The 18,623-nt window shown below is 75.6% G+C and carries 17 protein-coding genes; 11 read left to right on the top strand and 6 right to left on the bottom strand.

Features of this window, described 5'->3' with window-relative positions:
- A complete protein-coding gene (locus tag ACRYM0_RS02740; protein WP_432501940.1) occupies nt 1-1,239 on the top strand; it encodes an allantoate amidohydrolase in 1,239 nt (412 codons plus the stop codon).
- A 3-nt stretch (nt 1,240-1,242) separates the two neighbouring features.
- Here the strand turns inward: ACRYM0_RS02740 and ACRYM0_RS02735 are convergent, their stop codons facing one another.
- Nucleotides 1,243-1,899: a helix-turn-helix domain-containing protein gene (locus ACRYM0_RS02735; protein ID WP_432501880.1), complete on the bottom strand. Its 657-nt coding sequence runs from the start codon at nt 1,897-1,899 to the stop codon at nt 1,243-1,245.
- A gap of 87 nt (nt 1,900-1,986) precedes the next feature.
- Between ACRYM0_RS02735 and ACRYM0_RS02730 the strand changes: the two genes are divergently transcribed.
- The 3 genes from ACRYM0_RS02730 to ACRYM0_RS02720 all read left to right on the top strand — a co-directional run bounded on the left by ACRYM0_RS02730 (nt 1,987) and on the right by ACRYM0_RS02720 (nt 6,126).
- Entirely contained in the window at nt 1,987-3,630 is a 1,644-nt protein-coding gene (locus ACRYM0_RS02730) for a phytoene desaturase family protein (RefSeq protein ID WP_432501878.1), read from the top strand.
- Nucleotides 3,631-3,700: 70 nt separating this feature from the next.
- On the top strand, nt 3,701-4,477 hold the full coding sequence (locus ACRYM0_RS02725) for a cyclase family protein (RefSeq protein WP_432501876.1): 777 nt from the start codon (nt 3,701-3,703) through the stop codon (nt 4,475-4,477).
- Between the two features lie 2 nt (nt 4,478-4,479).
- Entirely contained in the window at nt 4,480-6,126 is a 1,647-nt protein-coding gene (locus ACRYM0_RS02720) for a thiamine pyrophosphate-binding protein (protein ID WP_432501874.1), read from the top strand.
- Here ACRYM0_RS02720 and ACRYM0_RS02715 read toward each other — a convergent pair.
- The 3 genes from ACRYM0_RS02715 to ACRYM0_RS02705 are packed head-to-tail and all read right to left on the bottom strand — an operon-like array spanning nt 6,113 to nt 10,902.
- Nucleotides 6,113-6,910: a nuclease-related domain-containing protein gene (locus ACRYM0_RS02715; RefSeq protein WP_432501872.1), complete on the bottom strand. Its 798-nt coding sequence runs from the start codon at nt 6,908-6,910 to the stop codon at nt 6,113-6,115. The genes ACRYM0_RS02720 and ACRYM0_RS02715 overlap by 14 nt on opposite strands.
- A gap of 40 nt (nt 6,911-6,950) precedes the next feature.
- On the bottom strand, nt 6,951-7,820 hold the full coding sequence (locus ACRYM0_RS02710) for a hypothetical protein (protein WP_432501870.1): 870 nt from the start codon (nt 7,818-7,820) through the stop codon (nt 6,951-6,953).
- Nucleotide 7,821: 1 nt separating this feature from the next.
- Nucleotides 7,822-10,902, bottom strand: coding sequence for a DEAD/DEAH box helicase (locus ACRYM0_RS02705; protein WP_432501867.1), 3,081 nt, complete (start codon nt 10,900-10,902; stop codon nt 7,822-7,824).
- Nucleotides 10,903-11,080: 178 nt separating this feature from the next.
- Here ACRYM0_RS02705 and ACRYM0_RS02700 point away from each other — a divergent pair, with 178 nt between their 5' ends.
- On the top strand, nt 11,081-11,500 hold the full coding sequence (locus ACRYM0_RS02700) for a very short patch repair endonuclease (RefSeq protein WP_432501937.1): 420 nt from the start codon (nt 11,081-11,083) through the stop codon (nt 11,498-11,500).
- Here the strand turns inward: ACRYM0_RS02700 and ACRYM0_RS02695 are convergent.
- Nucleotides 11,478-11,930 carry a macro domain-containing protein gene (locus tag ACRYM0_RS02695; protein ID WP_432501866.1) on the bottom strand — a complete coding sequence of 151 codons (453 nt, stop codon included), beginning with the start codon at nt 11,928-11,930 and terminating at the stop codon, nt 11,478-11,480. The two genes, ACRYM0_RS02700 and ACRYM0_RS02695, sit on opposite strands and share 23 nt — an antisense overlap.
- Nucleotides 11,931-11,978: 48 nt before the next feature.
- On the bottom strand, nt 11,979-12,851 hold the full coding sequence (locus tag ACRYM0_RS02690) for a hypothetical protein (RefSeq protein ID WP_432501864.1): 873 nt from the start codon (nt 12,849-12,851) through the stop codon (nt 11,979-11,981).
- 80 nt (nt 12,852-12,931) lie between these two features.
- Here ACRYM0_RS02690 and ACRYM0_RS02685 point away from each other — a divergent pair, with 80 nt between their 5' ends.
- The 6 genes from ACRYM0_RS02685 to ACRYM0_RS02660 all read left to right on the top strand — a co-directional run bounded on the left by ACRYM0_RS02685 (nt 12,932) and on the right by ACRYM0_RS02660 (nt 18,554).
- Nucleotides 12,932-13,465 carry a DinB family protein gene (locus ACRYM0_RS02685; protein ID WP_432501862.1) on the top strand — a complete coding sequence of 178 codons (534 nt, stop codon included), beginning with the start codon at nt 12,932-12,934 and terminating at the stop codon, nt 13,463-13,465.
- Between the two features lie 101 nt (nt 13,466-13,566).
- Nucleotides 13,567-14,337 carry a hypothetical protein gene (locus tag ACRYM0_RS02680; RefSeq protein ID WP_432501860.1) on the top strand — a complete coding sequence of 257 codons (771 nt, stop codon included), beginning with the start codon at nt 13,567-13,569 and terminating at the stop codon, nt 14,335-14,337.
- Nucleotides 14,338-14,480: 143 nt separating this feature from the next.
- Nucleotides 14,481-15,446 carry an exonuclease domain-containing protein gene (locus ACRYM0_RS02675; protein ID WP_432501858.1) on the top strand — a complete coding sequence of 322 codons (966 nt, stop codon included), beginning with the start codon at nt 14,481-14,483 and terminating at the stop codon, nt 15,444-15,446.
- A gap of 246 nt (nt 15,447-15,692) precedes the next feature.
- A complete protein-coding gene (locus ACRYM0_RS02670; RefSeq protein ID WP_308220215.1) occupies nt 15,693-15,926 on the top strand; it encodes a helix-turn-helix transcriptional regulator in 234 nt (77 codons plus the stop codon).
- The gene (locus tag ACRYM0_RS02665) at nt 15,923-17,182 is read left to right on the top strand and encodes a HipA domain-containing protein (protein ID WP_432501855.1); all 1,260 of its coding nucleotides are present in this window, start codon (nt 15,923-15,925) and stop codon (nt 17,180-17,182) included. Before ACRYM0_RS02670 ends, ACRYM0_RS02665 begins: the two co-directional genes overlap by 4 nt.
- Before the next feature lie 61 nt (nt 17,183-17,243).
- Nucleotides 17,244-18,554 (top strand): hypothetical protein, encoded by a 1,311-nt coding sequence (locus ACRYM0_RS02660; RefSeq protein ID WP_432501852.1) that lies wholly within the window; start codon nt 17,244-17,246, stop codon nt 18,552-18,554.
- Nucleotides 18,555-18,623: the final 69 nt, after the last annotated feature.

Genomic DNA, 18,623 nt, shown 5'->3' with positions numbered 1-18,623 from the left:
CTGACCGCCCCCACCGGCGTCGCCTCCGTCGCCGGGCTGCTCGGCGACATCGCCGGCACGGGCCGCGATGCCTCGCGCGGCGGCTACTCCCGTCCGGTGTTCTCCACCGCCGAGCGCGACCTGGTGGACTGGTTCACCGACCAGGCGCAGCGCCGCGGCCTGGACGTCGAGACCGACCGCAACGGGATCGTGTGGGCGTGGTGGAACCCCGCCGGTGCACCGCTGACGGGTTCCGTCGTCACCGGCAGCCACCTGGATTCCGTCCCCGGCGGCGGCGCGTTCGACGGCCCCCTGGGCGTGGCGTCCTCCCTGGCGGCGCTGGACCACCTGCGTGCGCGGGGGTTCGCCCCCGCCCGACCCCTGGGCATCGCGGTGTTCCCCGAGGAGGAGGGTTCCCGGTTCGGTGTCGCCTGCCTGGGTTCTCGCCTGCTCACCGGGGCCCTGGCCCCCGAGCGTGCGCTGAACCTCACTGATCCCGACGGCACGTCGTTCGCCGATGTCGCCCGCGCCGCCGGACTCGACCCCCGCCACGTCGGCCGTGACGACGAGGCGCTGTCCCGCATCGGGGTGTTCCTCGAACTGCACGTCGAGCAGGGCCGCGGGCTCATCGACCTCGGCGCCCCCGTCGCGGTGGCCAGTTCCGTCCTCGGGCACGGCCGCTGGCGGCTGACGATCACCGGGGAGGGCAACCACGCCGGCGCCACCCTCATGGCCGACCGGCGCGACCCCGTCGTCGCCGCTGCCGCCGCGGTCCTGGCCGTCCGCGACGTCGCGCGGCAGCACGACGGCGCCCGCGCCACCGTCGGCCGGATCGTGCCCGTCCCGGGCGGGACGAACGTCATCGCCGGCCGCGTCGACGCGTGGCTGGACGTGCGCCACCCCGATGACGACGTCACCGCCGCCGTCGTCGCCGAGATCACCCGCCGCGCGCAGCACGCCGCCGCCGTGGAGGGCTGCACGGCCACGGTCACGGAGGAGTCGCTGAGCCCCACCGCGCACTTCGACCCGGGTCTGCGCGAACGGCTGCGCGAGGTGCTGCCCGGTGCGCCGGTGCTCGCCACCGGCGCGGGGCACGACGCCGCAGTCCTCGCCGACCACGTGCCCACGGGCATGCTGTTCGTGCGCAACCCGACGGGGGTGTCGCACTCGCCGGCCGAGCACGTCGAGGACCCCGACGCCGAGGCCGGTGCGCTCGCGCTGGCCGACGCGCTGGCCGAGCTGCTCACCGCGCCCGCGTGAGGTTCACGACGTGGGGGAGTGCTCCCCGTACGCGGTGACCGAGAGGAACTTCACGGGCAGTTCCACGAGCTCCTCCGGCCCGTGCGGGCCCTCCCCGTCGAACTGCAGCGCGTCCCCGGGGCGCATCGTGTACCTGGACTCGCCGTGCCCGTAGACCACGACCCCCTCGAGCACGTAGAGGATCTCGGTACCGGGGTGCTGGAACAGCGGGAACACCTCGCTGGCCTCGGTGAGCGTGACCAGCACCGCCTCCATGCGCTTGTGCGGGCCGCGCAGCGCACCGAGCAGCTCGTACAGGTGACCCTGGCGGGAGCCGCGCCGCACGATCTGCGCGCCGTGCCCGGCGGGCACGAACACGGCGTCGCGCTCGGCGTCCACGCCGCGGAACAGCGCCGTCACCGGGACCTCCAGCCCGGCGGCCAGGCGCGCCAGCGTCGTCAGGCTGCACGAGGTCTGCGCGTTCTCGATCTTCGAGAGCATCGCCTTGGAGATCCCGACCCGCTCGGCCATCTCCGCCACCGAGATCCCCGCCGCGCTGCGGTACGCGCGCACCTGCGCGGCGATCGCGCGCTCCAGGTCGCCCTCCTGCGGGCCGACCGCGCTGCGGGGGACCTCGCTGCCCGGGCTCCCGGTGCGGACGTCGTTCCCGTGCGCGCTCATGCGGCGATTATGCCCGGGTGGGCGGCAGGCGGCCGGGAACCGCCGCGGACCCTGGTGCCCCGGCAGCGGGGCGCCTACCCTCCGTGCATGTCGACGGCGAGCGGGGCCCCGGACGAGTTCGACGCGGTCGTCGTGGGGTCCGGGGTCAACGGCATGGTCGCCGCGGCCGAACTGGCCGGTGCCGGGTGGTCGGTGGCGCTGCTGGAGCGCAACCCCGTCCTCGGTGGGTTCACGGGCTCCGCGGAGCGGACGGTGCCCGGGCACGTGCACGACTCCTACTCCTTCTGGCACCCGCTGTTCGTCACCGGCGGCGCGTACGCCGCCCTCGGGGCGGACCTGCACCGGCACGGGCTGGAGTACGCCAACACCGACGGGCCGCTGACGGCCAGCGTCGCCGACGACGGCCGCGTCACCCTCGCCCACCGCGACCCGGAGGAGACCGCGGCCGCGTTCGAGCACGCCGAGGACCGCGACGCCTACCTGGCGCACCTGGCGAGGTTCGGCCGCAGCGCCGCCGCGCTGGGCGGCCTGCTGGGCGGGCCCGTGCGCTCCCCGGCCGCCGTGGGTTCCCTGCTGGGGCTGCTGCGCGGCAACGGCCCGCGCGGCAGCGAGGCGTGGCTGCGCGACGCCGTCACCAGCGGCCGGGGTTTCGTGCAGCGCGAGTTCCGCGGCCGCGAGGTGGACCACCTGTGGGTGCCGTGGCTGCTGCACGCCGGGTTGTCCCCGGACCACGCCTCCGGCGGCGCGATGGTCCCGGTGTTCGCCGCCACCCTGCACGCCGCGGGGATGCCGGTGGTGCGCGGCGGCAGCAGCCGGTTCGTGGACGCCTTCGCCGCGCTGCTGCGCGAGCGCGGCGCGACCGTGCTCACCGGCGCCGAGGTGCGCCGCGTCGAGGTGACCGACGGCCGCGCCCGCGGCGTGGTGCTCGCCGACGGGACGGTGCTGCGCGCGCGGCGGGCGGTGCTGGCGTCGGTGTCCGCGCCCGCCCTGTACGCCGGTGGGCTGCTGCCGCCGGAGGTCGTGCCCGAACGGGTGCGCCGGGACGCGCAGCGGGTGCGGTGGGGGCGCGCCGCCGCCCAGGTGCACGTGGCGCTGTCGCGGCCGCTGGACTGGAACGACCCCCGGCTGGGCCGGGTGCCGCTGGTGCACCTGTCCGACGGCGCGGCCAGCACCGGCATCGCGTGCGCGGAGGCCGACGCGGGGCTGCTGCCGCGCCGGCCCACCGTCGTCGTCGGCCAGCAGCACGTCCTCGACCCCTCCCGCGCCCCGCAGGGCGCGGCGACGCTGTGGCTGCAGCTGCAGGAGCTGCCGTTCTCCCCGCTCGGCGACGCCGCCGGCGAGCTGGACGTCACCGGCGGCTGGACGCAGGAGCTGGCCGCCGGGTACGCCGACCGCGTCCTGGGCCGCATCGAGCGCCACGCCCCTGGCCTGCGCGAGTCGGTCCTCGGCGTGGACGTCATCACCCCGGTGGACCTGCAGCGCTACAACCCCAACGCCGGCGACGGGGACCCGTACGGCGGCTCCGCCCAGCTGGACCAGAGCTACGTGTGGCGGCCGGTGGCCTCCTGGGGCCGGCACCGCGCGCCCGTGGCGGGGCTGTGGCAGATCGGGGCGGCCACCCACCCCGGCGCGGGCCTGGGCGCCGGGTCCGGGCACCTGGTCGCCGCCACGCTGCTGGCCCGCGAACGGCGCCGTCAGACCACCGCACGGCTGCTGCGGCGCCGGAGCTGACGCGGCCCCACGACGCCCCCGGGTGCGCGTCTGCCACGATGCGCCCACCCAGAGCCCCGGGAGGCCGACCGTGAGCACCCTGACCACCCTGCTGTCCGCGCTGTCCACCGGCGACGTGGAGGTCGTCGACCTGACGGCGCCGCTGAGCCCGGACACCCCCGTGCTGCAGCTGCCCGCCCCGTTCGCCAACACGATCCCGCTGAACCTGGAACCGGTGAGCGACTTCGACGACGCCGGCCCCGCGTGGGCGTGGAACGACATCCACACCGGTGAGCACACCGGCACCCACCTCGACGCCCCCGTGCACTGGATCAGCGGCCGCGACGGGCTGTCGGTGGACCGGATCGCGCCGTCGCGCCTCATCGGTCCTGTCGCGGTCGTGGACGGGACGGCGCAGGCGCAGGCCGACCCGGACTTCCTGCTGGAACCGGAGCACCTGCAGGCGTGGGAGGCCGAGCACGGGCCCTTCCCCGCCGGCGGCTGGGTGTTCTTCCGCACCGGCTGGAGCGCCCGCTCGGGTTCGCAGGAGGAGTTCCTCAACGCCGACGAGTCCGGCCCGCACACCCCCGGGATCTCCGCCGCCGGCGCGCGCTGGCTCGCGGAGAACACCGCGGTCTCCGGGTACGGCGTGGAGACGGTCGGGATCGACGCCGGCGCAGCCGGGGGTTTCGACCCGGCGTTCCCCGCCCACTACTTCCTGCTGGGCGCCGACAAGTACGGCCTGACGCAGCTGCAGAACCTGCACCGGCTGCCGGTCACCGGTGCCGTGGTGGTCGTCGCGCCGCTGCCCGTGGTCGGCGGCACCGGCAGCCCGGCGCGGGTGTTGGCGCTTGTCGAGCGGTCCTGAGGGTGGACGGCACCGTCGCCGGTCTCGTCGGCCGGGTCCTCGCGCAGCTGGGCGTGGCCCGCGCGTTCGGCGTCGTCGGCAGCGGGAACTTCGCCGTCACCAACGCCCTCGTGGCGCACGGGGTGCCGTTCACCGCCGCGCGCCACGAGGGCGGGGCGGCGACGATGGCCGACGCGTACGCCCGCACCAGCGGACAGCTCGCCGTCGTCACCACCCACCAGGGGTGCGGGCTGACGAACGCGGTCACGGGCATCGCGGAGGCCGCGAAGTCCCGCACCCCGCTGATCGTCCTGACCGCCGACACGGCCGGTCCCGCGGTGCGGTCGAACTTCCGCATCGACCAGGACGCGCTGGCCCGCAGCGTCGGCGCGGTGCCAGAACGCGTCCACTCGGCGCACAGCGCCGTCGCCGACGTGGTGCGGGCCGTGCGCACCGCCCGCAACGAGCGCCGCACCGTCGTGCTGAACCTCCCGCTGGACGTCCAGGCGCAGCCCGCCCCCGACGGCACCCCGGACCCGGTCCCCCCGGTCCCGCAGCCGCATCCCGTGCGGCCCGGCCGACGTGCCGTCGCGGAACTGGCCGCGCTGCTGCGCGCCGCCGAGCGGCCGGTGTTCGTCGCCGGCCGCGGTGCCCGCTCCGCCGGGCCGGTGCTGCGGGAACTGGGGGAGCGCACCGGGGCGCTGCTGGCGACGTCCGCCGTCGCGAACGGCCTGTTCCACGGCGAGGAGTTCGACCTGGGGATCTCCGGGGGTTTCTCCTCACCCACCACCGCGGACCTCGTGCGCGGCGCCGACCTGATCGTCGGCTGGGGCTGCACGCTGAACATGTGGACGATGCGGCACGGCACCCTGATCGGGGACGACGCGCGTGTCGTGCAGGTCGACGTGGAGGACGCCGCGCTCGGCGCGAACCGGCCGATCGACCTGGGCGTGCTGGGCGATGTCGCCGAGACGGCCTCCGCGCTGCTGGAGGAGCTCGGCGAACCCGTGCGGGGCTACCGGAGCCCGGAGGTCGCCGACCGCATCGCCCGCGAGGGGCGCTGGGCCGACGTCGAGACCCCGGACCTGTCGACCGCCACGGCCATCGACCCGCGGGTCCTCAGCCGCGAGCTGGACCGGCGGTTGCCGGCTGAGCGCGTCGTCGCGATCGACTCCGGCAACTTCATGGGCTACCCCAGCGCCTACCTGACGGTGCCCGACGAGCGGGGTTTCTGCTTCACCCAGGCGTTCCAGTCCGTCGGACTCGGGCTGGCCACCGCGATCGGTGCCGCGCTGGCGCAACCCGGCCGCTTGCCCGTGCTCGGCACCGGCGACGGCGGCCTGCTCATGGCGGCCGCCGAGCTGGAGACCGTGGTGCGCCTCGGGCTGCCGCTCGTGGTCGTCGTCTACGACGACGCCGCGTACGGCGCCGAGGTGCACCACTTCGGCCCCTCCGGCGCGGACACCTCCACCGTGACGTTCCCCGACACCGACCTCGCCGCCGCCGCCCGCGGGTACGGGTTCGACGGCGCCGTCGTGCGCACGGTCGCCGACCTCGACGCGCTGGACGCCTGGCTCGCCGGACCCCGCAGCGGGCCGTTCCTGATCGACGCGAAGATCGCGGACGACGGGGGCTCGTGGTGGCTGGCGGAGGCGTTCAAGGGACACTGAGCAGAGCCAGCACCACCGCGACGACGAGGAGGGCCGCCACCGCCAGCACGGCGCGCAGCAGCGCCTCGAGCACCGCGCGACGGCGCCGCCGCACCGGCCTGCGCGGTTGCGAGCGCACCGGAGCCGGGCGTCGCGCCGCCGCACGCTGCGCGGGCACGGCGACGGTGGTGAGCGCCTCGTCCAGCGGTTCTCCCGTGAGTTCCCTCGCCAGGACGTCGACGACCCGGTCCACCTCGCGCGGTCCCAGCACCGTCGGCAGGGCCCGCAGCAGGTCCGCGACGGCGTCCCGGCCGACGACGGTGACCGCACCCACCTCCCGTGCGGGGACGTGCTGCTGCACCAAGCACAGCACGCCGAGCACGTCGCGGCGGTGCCGGGCGGGCACGTGCGTGGCGACGGCGGACGTCGCAGCCGCGACCCCGGTGAGCTCCCTCGCCATCGACCGCCCGCCCACGCGCAGCTCGTCGTCGCGGAAGGACACCGCCCCGGTCCAGTTCTTGCTGTCCACCACGACGACCCCGCCGGGGCCGATCGCGACGTGATCGACGTTGGCGCGCTGCCGGCCGGGCCAGCGGACGTCGTGCAGGACCGTCCAGCCGTCCGCCTCCAGCACGGCCAGGGCCTCGGCGACGAGCCGTTCGCCCTGCGCACCGGCCTCCCAGTTGCGCTGCTCGCGCTCCACCCGGGTCAGCTCGCGGCGCAGCTCCTCAGCGCGCGCGGCGTGCTCGCGCGCCTTCTCAGCGGCGCCGCGACCGGCGAACCGGACGGAGGAACGGGGGACCACGCCTTCATCTCGGCACGTCGCGGCACGTGCTGGAGGAACCTCACCCGGTCGGCGGACCAGCCGCCGGCAACTCCGATGCCTCGCTCGCCGAATCGCCCACCGTCCCACCCACCTGGCCGGTCATCTGCGCGTACCAGGTGTGCAGCTGTGCGACGGCACCGTCCACGTCCGTCTCCACGCGCGCCCGCCGCCGGCCGGGTCCGGTGAGCGCCGGGCGCAGGGCGGCGCGCAGCAGGTCGGGGTCGCGTTCGCCGGGGGCCGGGCGGGGACGCAGCCCGGTGGGGGCCTCCGGCACCTCCGCGCCGCTGAAGTAGTCCTCGGCGAGGTCCCGCAGGGGTTCTTCACCGGGGGCGGGGCCGGCGGGGGGCGATCCCGGCCCGGTGCCCTCCGCGGGGTCCTGCAGGGGGGTGCCGCGCAGCACCAGCCACGCCACGGGGTTCTCGGCGACGAACGCGCTCGCGGCGCACCCCAGGGCGACGACGTGCTTGCACACCGGCACGGGGTCCGGGCACGTGCAGGTGGCGCGCAGGAGCTCCAGGTGCTGCGGGGCCAGGGGGACGCCGAGCGCCCCGGCCCGGGTGGACAGTTCCGCGGTGGCCCCGCCGTCGTCCGGTCGGGTCAACAGCTCCACGGTCAGCGCCGGGTCCTCGCGCAGCAGCGCCAGGACGATCGCGGCGTCCTCGGGCTGCAGCGGGTCCACGGTCAGGGTGGCGCGGTAGGGCAGGCCCCGGCTGCCGGCGACCAGGGCGGCCACGGTGCCGCCGTCCAGCTGCAGGGGGCCCACCGCGTCCCGCACCCACAGGTCCTCGCCGCGCACCTGACGGCCGGGGTCGGTGGTGGCGGCCACGGCATCGGCCAGCTGGTCACCCCACGTCCAGCCGTGCGCCCGGACCGGGAGATCGCCCCGCACGTCACGCACCGGTTCCCCCGTCCGACAGGGTGAGCAGTTCCCGCAGCGCGTCCGTGCCGAGCTCGGTGACCCAGCCCTCCCCGGCCCCCACCACGAGGTCCGCCAGTTCGGACTTCTGGGTGATCATCGTGTCGATCCGTTCCTCGACGGTCCCGGCGGTGACGAGCTTGCGCACCTGCACCGAACGCCGCTGGCCGATGCGGAAGGCGCGGTCGGTGGCCTGGTTCTCCACCGCAGGGTTCCACCAGCGGTCCAGGTGCACGACGTGGTTGGCGCGCGTCAGGGTGAGGCCGGTGCCGCCCGCCTTCAGCGACAGCAGCAGCAGGGGTACCTCCCCGTCGTCCTGGAACCGGCGGACGATCGCGTCGCGCTGGCGTCGCGTGGTGCCGCCGTGCAGGAACGGCACCTCCACGCCGAACCGCTGCGACAGGTACGGTGCGACGAGGTTCCCGAACTCGGTGAACTGGGTGAACAGCAGGGCGTGGTCGCCTTCGGCGAGGACCTCCTCGAGGACCTCCTCCACGACCTCCAGCTTCCCGGAGCGGTGGTTCCTGCCCCTCAGCACCCCGGAGCCGTCACCGAGGAAGTGGGCGGGGTGGTTGCAGATCTGCTTCAGCTGAGTGAGGGTGCGCAGCACCGCCCCGCGCCGCTCCATCGGCGAGAGTTCGTCGACGTCGCGCAGCAGCGCAGCCACGCTCGCCCGGTACAGCGCCGCCTGCTCGCGGGTGAGGGTGACGGGGACGGTCATCTCGATCTTGTCGGGCAGGTCGGCGATGACGGCGCGGTCGGTCTTCACGCGGCGCAGCACGAACGGTCGGATGAGCGTCCGCAACCGGGACGCCGCGGCGGCGTCGCGGTTCACCTCGACGGGGCGGGTGAACTGCCGCCGGAACGCCTCGGCCGATCCCAGCAGGCCGGGGTTCACCGCGTCCAGGACGCCGCGCAGCTCCTCCAGCCGGTTCTCCACCGGGGTTCCCGTCAGCGCCAGCCGGTGTCGGGCGTGGACGTGGCGAACCGCTCTGGCCTGCCGGGTCCCGGTGTTCTTCACGTGGTGGGCCTCGTCGAGCACCAGGCGGTGCCACTGCGCCGCCTGCAACTTCGCCGCGTCCAGCGCCAGCGTCCCGTACGTCGTCACGACGAGGTCTGCCCCGCCGAAACCGGCGTCCTCGCGGTCCCTGCCGGAACCGTGGTGCACCACGACCTGCAGCGACGGGGCGAACCGCTGCGCCTCGCGCACCCACGTGGTCAGCAGCGACTTCGGGCACACCAGCAACGTCGGGCCGGGGATCCCTCCGCCCGCGTCCTCGCGTTCGTGCAGCAGCAGCGAGAGGACCTGGATCGTCTTGCCCAGACCCATGTCGTCGGCGAGCACGGCCCCCAGGCCGGCGCGGTCCATGAACGCCAGCCACGACAACCCCCGCCGCTGGTAGGGGCGCAGCACCGCCTGCAGGGTGGACGGTTGCGGCACCTCTGCCACCTCGGCGGCATCGGCACCGCCGAGCAGGGGGCGCAACCAGCCGCGGGCGTCGATCCGCGTCACCGGGACCGGTGGTGCGCCGGCGGAGGTGAGGTCCGCGAACAGGTCGGCCAGGTTGCCGCGCCGGCCGGTCGCACCGTCGGCGGCTCCGCGCACGAACCGGCGAGCTGCGGCCAGCGAGCGCGCGTCGACGCGCACCCACTCCCCGCGCAGGCGCACGAGGTCCACCTTGGCGGCGGCGAGCTCTTCCAGTTCCGCCTCGGTGAGGCGGTCCGCGCCCAGGGCCACCGACCAGTTCCACGACACCAGGTGCTCCAGGCCCAGCGGGGACTCCTCGTCGTCCTCGGAGCCGTCGGCGTCCAGTTCCAGGGACGCCTCGCGCCGGGTCCACTCCTTCGGCAGCAGCAGCGTCACCCCGGAGTCCCGCAGCAAGTCCCGGCCGTGGTCGACGAGGTCCAGGACGGTGGAGGTGGACGTCCACAGCCGCCCCTCGTCCGAGGCGTCGCGGTCCGCTCGCCGCAACGCGGGGACCAGGGCGAGCACGTGCCGCAGCCCCTCCCGCAGGGCGTCGACCGCTTCACGGTCACCGGCGAGCGCGGCCAGTGGGGCGGGTGCGTCGCCGTCGACGCTGAGCAGGACGTCCACCGGCCAGCGCGCGTCGTCACCGTCCTGGCCGATGTCCTGGCCGGTCCCGTCCGGTTCCTGCAGGCGCAGCACGAGGCGGGCCGTGCGCTGCTGCCGGGACGTGCGCCACTCCTGCAGGCCGGTGCGCAGCAGTTCCAACCGGCCCGGTGCGAGCTCCACCGGGGTCCCGGTCGCCAGCGCCACCAGCAGCGGGTGCGCGGGGGAGGCCGGTGGAGCGGTGCGCCCGAGCACCAGCTCCCCCAGCACCGCGGGGACCACCGCCTCCAGCACCTGCCGCGCGGTGCTGCCCGCCACCCGCCCGGCGCGCTCACCGGGGCGCGCAGCGGCCCGCAGCACCGGGGGCAGCGCCGCGACGTGCGCCTCGAACCACGCGGTCACGTCCTCGTCGTCCACCAGCACCCAGCGCGCCGCCCCCTCCGGCCCCACGTCCGGGACGACCCGCCCGGCGGCCACCCACCGCTGCAGGTCCCGCACGATCGCAGCCAGGCGAGCGGTGCCCGGCCCCACGACCACCGCGGAGCCGCCACCCCCGCTCAAGGCGTCGAGCGCAGCGACGCTCACCGCCGGCGCCGGTGCCGCGACGGGCACGCGCAGCAGGCTCAGCCCCGTCGGTGCCGGCCGCTGCTGCGGCACCGGGTGCCCGGGCGCGGTGGCCGGGACGGGAACACCCGCACGCACCGGTAGCAGCAGGCGCGCGGTGCGGGCCGGGCCGCGCAGGGCGGCCGCCACCGGCGCCGCGGCGCCGGTCGCCGCCCCGCCCAGGCGGTGGGCCAGCAGGCGGCGCTCCGCCGGCACGGACGCACCCGCGTGGACCGCCGGGTCGCTGACGTCGCGGGCCCGCACCGGCAGTTCCACCCACCACACCAGGCCGTGCGCCGGCGTCCACGTGCAGTGCAGGAGGGGGCGCCGACTGCTGCGTCGCTGCAGGGGGCGCGCGGCGGTGGTCTGCGGGACGGGCACGTGACGATGCTGCCCCACTCGGGCGGTGCCCCTCCACGCCCTGGCCGTCCGCACTCCACGTCGCAGTCGTCCACAGGAGCATCGCCGCAGGACCGGGTGCGCCTACGGTGCGGCGGTGAGCGCGTGGCAGGAACCCGGTCCCGCACCGCCCGCCTCCAGCCCCGCCGTCGCCGGGATCATGCGCCGCACCGGCCGCCGCGACACCGCACCGGAACTGGCGCTGCGCCGCGAGCTGCACCGGCGCGGCCTGCGCTACCTCGTCGACGCCACCCCGCCGGGCACGAACCGGCGGCGCCGCGCGGACCTGGTGTTCCGCGGGTCGCGGGTCGCGGTGTTCGTCGACGGGTGCTTCTGGCACTCCTGCCCGGTGCACGTGCACCGCCCGAGGGCGAACGCCGCCTGGTGGCGGGTGAAGCTGGGCAGCATCACCGCCCGGGACCGCGACACCGATGCCCGGCTCACGGAGGCCGGCTGGCACGTCGTGCGGGTGTGGGAGCACGAGGGCCCCGTCGCCGCAGCGGACCGCGTGCACGGGGTCGTGCACGCGCGGCGCCCCGCTGCGGGGAGGAACGCGGTCAGGAGCCGCGCGGCCGGGTGACGACCACCAGTTCCACGGGCGACTCGTCCCCCGCCCGGTGCAGCACCTCACGCACGTCCGCCCAGTCCAGCCCGCCGATGCCGGCGCCGATGCGCGGCACCCCCAGCCGGTCCAGGCCCCGGCGCTCGGCGTCCACGAGCGCCGCCCGCACGGTCGTGTCGATCGCGTCGAGCCGGGCGTCGGCGCCCGTTTCGACCTGGGTGGCGAGGTTGTAGACCACCAGCCCCTCGGGCGTCTCCCACGGCATGACGTCGCCGAGCTGGAAGTCCCCGGCCAGGCACCGCTCCCGGTACGCGCGCGCCATGTCGGGCCACCGGGCCTGGAACTGCAGGGCGATGCCGCCGGCCATCGAGCCGCGGCAGTTGCAGCCGTGCGCGAGGGCGGGCAGGCCGAGCTCGAACAGGTCGCCGTGGGTCCGGGTGGTGGGCACGGGGTCTCCCGGGTCGGAGCGGTCAGGTCGGGGCGGACGTGGTGGCCCTCAGGCGGTGCACCGGTCCAGCGGCGCGGACACGTCGATCCCCGCGTCGCGCAGCAGCGTCAGCGCCCCCTCCGGCGGCAGCAGCGGGGAACGCTGCGGGCGCCGGCAGCGCCGTTCCACGTCCGGGTTCTGCGCCAGCGCCGCCGCGTCCAGGTGCGCGGGCAGGTCGTAGTGGCGCCACTGCGTGGGGACCCCCGCCCGCTCCTCGGCGCGCAGCAGTTCCCGGCCCTGGGCGACCAGCAGCGTGTAGTCGCCGCGCGCGGAGATCGCGCACACGGCGCGGACGTCGCCCGCCCCCGCGCTGATCCCCTCGGCCGCCACCCGGAACGTGTTGCCGAACCGGCCGTGCACGTGCAGCACCGGCCCCTCGGGGTGCGCGTTCCACTCCCCGTGGCGCTCCTCCAGGGTGCTCGCGACCTGCCACAGCGCCTCGCGGTCCTCGGAGTCGTCGTCCTGGGGATCGCTGGCCCCGGGATCGCTGTCCTCGGCTCCGCCGTCGCCGGGAGCGTCCTCGGCGGGTGCACCGGCACCGGGCTGCGCACCGTCCGCCTCCGGCTGCTGCGGCGCTGCGTCGGGGTTGACGACGGGCACCGCCCTGGAGGCGCGGGTGCCGTCCTCGGAGCGCAGCAGAACCCGGTCGCCGGTGCTCGCCCCGACGTCGAGGACCTCTCCGCTGGACCCGGCCGGCAGGACGTCGACGTCCTCCCACACCGCGTCCTCGTCGCCTCGCGACAGCGCCACGAGCAGGTCCTCGGCCGACGGCCCGTCCAGCCGCAGCTGCAGGCCGCCGGGGCGCAGGACGGCCTCCAGCAGCGCGGGCGGCGACCCGGAGCCGTGCTCGGCGGCGGCGGAGGGGACATCGGCCGGGACCACGCCTTCACCGTAGGGGAGCGGTGCGGGTCCGTCACGGGTGGGCGCGCCCCCACCGTGGGCCGCGTGGCTACGGTGGGGGCGTGGACGACGGCAGCGGGGCGGTCAACGGCACGCGGGCGGGCATCACCGAGGCCGCCCACCACGGCGACGAGCGCACCACCGTGCTGGGCGTGCTGCAGCGCCAGCGCGACCTGGTGGCGTGGAAGCTGCGCGGTGCCGCCGAGGACGCGCTGCGCTCGGCGACCACCCCCAGCGGGATGGGCCCGCACGGCCTGGTGCGCCACCTGACGAACGTCGAGCGCTCCTGGCTGCGCGACGTGTTCGCGGGTGAGGAGGGCCTGGAGTTCGACTGGAGCGACGACGACCCCGACGGGGAGTGGCGGGTGCCGGCGGACGTGACCGTCGAGCAGCTCCTGGCCGAGTACGCCGCCGAGTCCCGCCGGTGCGACGCAGTGGTGGCCACGGCCGCGTCCCTGGACGCCACCGCCCACAAGCGGGACTCCTCGCTGCGCTGGATCCTGCTGCACCTGGTGGAGGAGACCGCCCGGCACCTGGGCCACCTGGACCTGCTGCGCGAGCAAGCCGACGGCGGCACCGGCGAGGAACCCGCCTGACCACCCCTGCCGAGGTTCCAGAGCGTCTCAGGAAACCCCCCTCGCGGGTGGGCTCGCCTCGGTAGGGTCCCGACCTCTCGTCCCCGGCGAAGGGTCCCGCCATGTCCACCTCCCGCCCGGCGCGCTGGGGCGCCGCGGTGCTCCTCGCGGGGATCGCCGCGTCCGCGTGCGGCGCCGAGCCGGCGTCTCCCGCCGAAGCGCCGGGCAGCACGACCACCGCGGCCTCCCCTTCCACACCGAGCGGTGAACCTCCCGCCACGCGCGAGGCGCTGCGGTGGGACGAGGACCACCTGACGGGTTCCGACGGCACCTTCACGTGGGACGTCACCGTCCCGCGCGCCGCGGGCCCGTCGGTGGCCGACGAGGTGAACCGCCGCGTGACCGCCTCCGCGGACCACGTGGTCGAGGCCGCCGCCACCGTGCTCGACGGGGACCCGCCGCGCCTGCTCACGGGGGAGGGCACCGTCACCACCGACGACGGGCGCACCGTGCAGGTGGTGCTGGAGTTCGTCGACTCCACCGAGGGCACCGCCCACCCGACGACGTCCGTGACCACCGTCGTCCTTGACGTAGGGCGCGAGCGGCCGGTGGTCCTCGACGACGTGTTCGACGACCCGCGCACGGCGTTCGAGGAGCTCGCCCCCGTGGTGGAGGAGATCGCCGACGCGGCGGGGCAGCCCGTCACGGAGCTGGAGGGGCTCGCGCCGAAGGAGGTGAACTGGGCGGCGTGGCAGTCCGGGGAGGACGGGATCACGTTCTGGTTCCAGGACTACCAGCTCGGTGGGCACGGCACCCGGCAGTACCTGGTGCCGTGGGAGCGGGTCGAGCACCTCCTGACGCCGGGGGCGCGCGAGCTGCTGGCACCCGTCTGAGGGAGTTGGTCGCGACGAGGAGGCGGAGTTCGAACCCGGTGACCGGGCCACATCTCCACGTACATGTACATCGTACGGATTATGTATATGTGGCGTCCGAGTCAGCTGCGGCTCCCGTCGGACCGGGCGCGCATCATGGGCTCGTGCTCCCCCACACCTCGCCCGCTGACGTGCCCGACCCCCTCCCTGCGGACGTCGTCGCCCGCTACCCGCACCCCTACGCCGTCGTGGACGTCGAGACCACCGGCATGGACGCCTCCGCCGACCGGGTCGTGCAGGTCGCGGTGGTGCAGCTGGCCGCGGACGGGCGCGTGGAAGGCGCGTGGGACTCCCTGGTGGACCCCGGCCGCGACCCCGGCCCCACCCACGTGCACGGCATCAGCGCCGAGATGCTGCACGACGCCCCCGCCTTCGCGGACGTCGCCGGCAAGCTCGCGGACCTGCTCGCCGGGCGGGTGCTCGTCGCCCACAACGCCCCCTTCGACTGGGGTTTCCTGCACGAGGAGTTCAAGCGCACCGGTGCTGAGCACCGCGTGCCGCACTTCCTGTGCACGGTCACGCTGAGCCGGCGGCTGCGCCTGCCGCTGCCGGACCTCACCCTCGCCCGCGTCGCCGCGCACTGGGGCGTGGCGCAGGAACGCGCCCACGACGCCGTCGACGACACCCGCGTGCTCACCGAGGTGCTGCGCGCCTCCCTGCGCGAGGCGGCCGAGCAGGGGATCGACCTGCCGCTGATCCCGTTGCGGCAGAACCCGCCCACCCCGGCGCAGCGGCGCTGGCGGCGCCCGGCCACCGCACCGCGCACCCCCTGCGCGTTCACCGACCCGGGGCGCTGGGTGCCGGGCGAGGCGCTGGTGCAGGGCGCCAAGGTCGTCTTCAGCGGCGACACGACCATCCCGCGCGAGGACCTCATCGCCCGCTCGATCACCGCCGGCCTGGACGTGATGAACGGCGTCAGCCGCACCACCGGGCTTCTGGTGACCAACGAGCCGGACGCCGGGGTGCGCAAGGTGCTCGACGCGCGCAAGCACGGGGTGCCGGTGGTGGACGAGGAGGCGTTCGAGGCGCTGCTGGCGGGCATCGCGCCGGGCACGCCGAAGGAGGGGTGATCGGCGTTCGGTAGCGTTGAAGGACCGCATTCGGTAGCGCAGGAGGGGCGCAGAAGGTAGCGCAGGACCCTGGCCGGACGACCCGGTGCAGTGCGCTCGGCAGACAGGGAGCCACGTCGTGGGGCGGTACGAACCTTCACGGGATGCCCGCTGCGTGGGCCGGCATCGCCGCGCCGCGCGTCTTGACAGGATTTCCTGGAATCGGTGAGTCTGGGCCCTGTGACAGGAAATCCGGGCAGCCCAGGGGTGCGCCGTGCCGCGACCCCCGCTCAGCTCGGTCAGGCCCTCGCCGACCTGCGCCACCGGGCCGGGATGAACCAGCAGGAGCTCGCCGAGTGGGCGGGGGTGAGCCGGCAGTACGTCAGCCTGCTGGAGACCGGTGAGGTTTCGCTGCAGGTCAAGCGCCTCTTCGACCTCTTCGCCGTGCTCGGGCACGACCTCGCGGTCGTCCCCCGCGGCGCCGGCGCCCCGCGACCGTGAGCCCGCGCACGCCACCCCTGGCCGTGTGGCTGCGCGGCGAGCCAGTCGCGGAACTGGTGGAGGTCCGCAGCCGGCAGCTCAGACTCCGGTACCTGCCGGCGGCGGTCGAACGGTGGGGGAACGGCGCCGTCGTCCTCTCCGCGTCGCTGCGGGTGCGACCCGCCCCGTACAGCGTCGGCAGCACCCGGCCGTTCATCGAGGGGTTGCTGCCTGAGGGCGAGTTCCGCACCGCCGTCGAGCGCACCTTCGACGTTCCCCGCGGTGACGTGGCCCGCCTCCTCGCCGCCATCGGGGCGGACTGCGCCGGGGCCGTCCAGGTGCTCCCGGACGGTGAGCGCCCCGTCGACGACCTCGGCGGCACCGAGCCGCTGGACGCCAGCGGGCTCGAGGAAGCGCTCGCGGCCCTGCCGCAGCAACCCCTCGGCGTGGGCCACGGGGTGCGGCTGTCCCTCGCCGGCCGGCAGGACAAGCTCCTGCTCGCTCGCCGCCCCGACGGTTTGTGGGCGCGCCCTGTCGGTGGTGCCCCCTCGACGCACCTGCTCAAACCCCAGCCGGACACGTTCCCCGACCTCGTGCAGCTCGAAGCCTTCGGCCTGGCCTTCGCCCGCCACCTCGGCGCCGACACCGCCTGCGCGGAGGTCCTCGAGGTGGCCGGCCGCCCGGTGCTCAGCGTCGCCCGCTACGACCGGCACGTCGGCGCGGACGGCCGGGTGGTCCGCACGCACCAGGAGGACTTCTGCCAGGCGTGCGGACGGCTGCCCGACGAGAAGTACCAAGCCGACGGCGGGCCCGGCTGGCGGGACATCGCCGCCGTCGTGCGGGCGGTGGCCGCCGACCCGCGAGCCGAGCTGCTGGCGCTCGCCCGTGCGCTGCTCACCACGGTGCTCGTCGGTAACGCCGACGCCCACGCCCGCAACCTCTCCCTGCTGCACACCGAGGGCGGTCCGCGGTTGGCGCCGCTGTACGACGTCGTGCCGACCCTGCACCTGGCCCGCACACCCGGCGCCGCGCCGCTGGAGCGCCGGATGGCCATGTCGGTGAACGGCGGGTGGGACGCCGACGGTGTCGACCGCGGCGACGTGCTGGCCGAGTTCTCGTCGTGGCCGCTGCCCGCCCGGGCGGTGGCACGGCTGCTCGACGAGGTCCTTGAGCGGGCGCTCGACCCGTCAGTGGCGACGCTGACGGGAGCGCGCGAGGACTTGGTCACCGCGATCGCGGCCCGGGCCGAGCGGCTCACCGCCCCGACCCGGACCTGACGCACCTGAGTCCGACACGCCACGGCTCGACGCCGCCGTGCGCGGCGAGCACTCTCGCGCTGTGCGCGCCGAACTGCAGGGCAAGCTCGACCCCGCGGCGACGCTCGCGGCGGAACGCATGGAGGACACCCTCACGGACGCCGTGTTCTCCGCGGTGCGCTACCTGCCGCGGCAGCGCCTGCTGGGCCCTCTCCTCGCGGTCGCCCTGCCCGGGGTCGAGTTCTCAGCCATCGACGTCGAGCGCGCGACGATCACTCTGTGGCCGAAGCTGCCGGTGAGCCTGCTGCCCGGTCGGCAGGTCGAACCCGACGTGCTCGTCCAGGTCGCCGGCCACCTGATCGCCGTCGAGGCGAAGTACCACGCCGGGTTCGGCCGGTACCAGGTCGAGGGGCGCGGGACCCTGCAGCAGCTGACGGTCCAGTGGTGCGCACTCTCCGAACGTGCCGCCGCGCAAGGGGCGCGCGCGACCGTCGTGGCGCTGACCACGGGGACGTCGGAGCCGGTGGACGTGGCGCGGGCGCGCGAGGAGCTCGACGAGCTGGTCGGGACGGGCAGCGCCGCAGGACGCCCGCAGGTCCGCTGGCTGCCCTGGCGCGCCGTCGCCGACCTCCTACGGGGTCTGCGGGACCTCGCGGTGCACGAACAGGCACTGCGCGACGACACGGTCGAACTCATGGAACGCAGGGGAGTAGCGAGGGTGTTCAACGGTTTCGACGTCACCGACTACCAGCAGGTCACCGACGCGCACCGCGTCGCGGCCGAGCGCCTCTACCCCGCGATCTCCACGTTCGTGCAGGAACTGACCGCCCGGTTGGAGGACGACGGGATCGTGTGGGGGTGGCCGCAGAAGGGCCTGTGGACCGCCGGCGGCCTGGGGTGGCAGCGGCCGCAGGAGTGGGCGCGCGACCACTTCGCCGCCGCCTACTGGCCCACCGCCTGGCCGCGGCGGACGACCAAGAGCGACCGCATCGCCCTGTACGTCCTCTTCGACTTCGTGCGCCCCGGCGTCGAGGTCGGCTACGTGCAGGAACCGCCCACCTGGGCCGCCGCGCAACGCTCCTGGACACCCCACCACGCCGACCTGGCGGCACAGCTCAACGCCCTCGACGGTTCCCCGTTCGCCCTGGTCGTGGACGCCGGGGACTGGACGGCACCCGCCGCCGAGGTGCCGGTCGGCGAGGTGTCCGCTGCGCTGCTCGGTCAGCTGAGCGCGTACAGCCACCTGCGGCTGGCGCGGCGGCTGGCTGTGGAGGAGGTCACCGCGCCCGACGTGGTACGGGAGGCGGTGCTGCAGGTGCGGGAGGCCGTCGAGGCGTGCCCCGCGTTCACGAAGATGCTCCTCGCCTCCGGTCAGCTGGCTGCGCCTTCGTGAGCCGCCCGCGTTGCAGGGCGCTGTGACGCAGGTTCCACCACGATCAGCGACGCCACCTGAGTGCCGTCA

Origin of the sequence: Kineococcus arenarius subsp. arenarius, assembly GCF_050871845.1 — a bacterium.
GTDB lineage: Bacteria > Actinomycetota > Actinomycetes > Actinomycetales > Kineococcaceae > Kineococcus.
The sequence above is the reverse complement of the archived record's forward strand: the minus strand, read 5'-3'. Positions and strand labels throughout refer to the sequence as shown.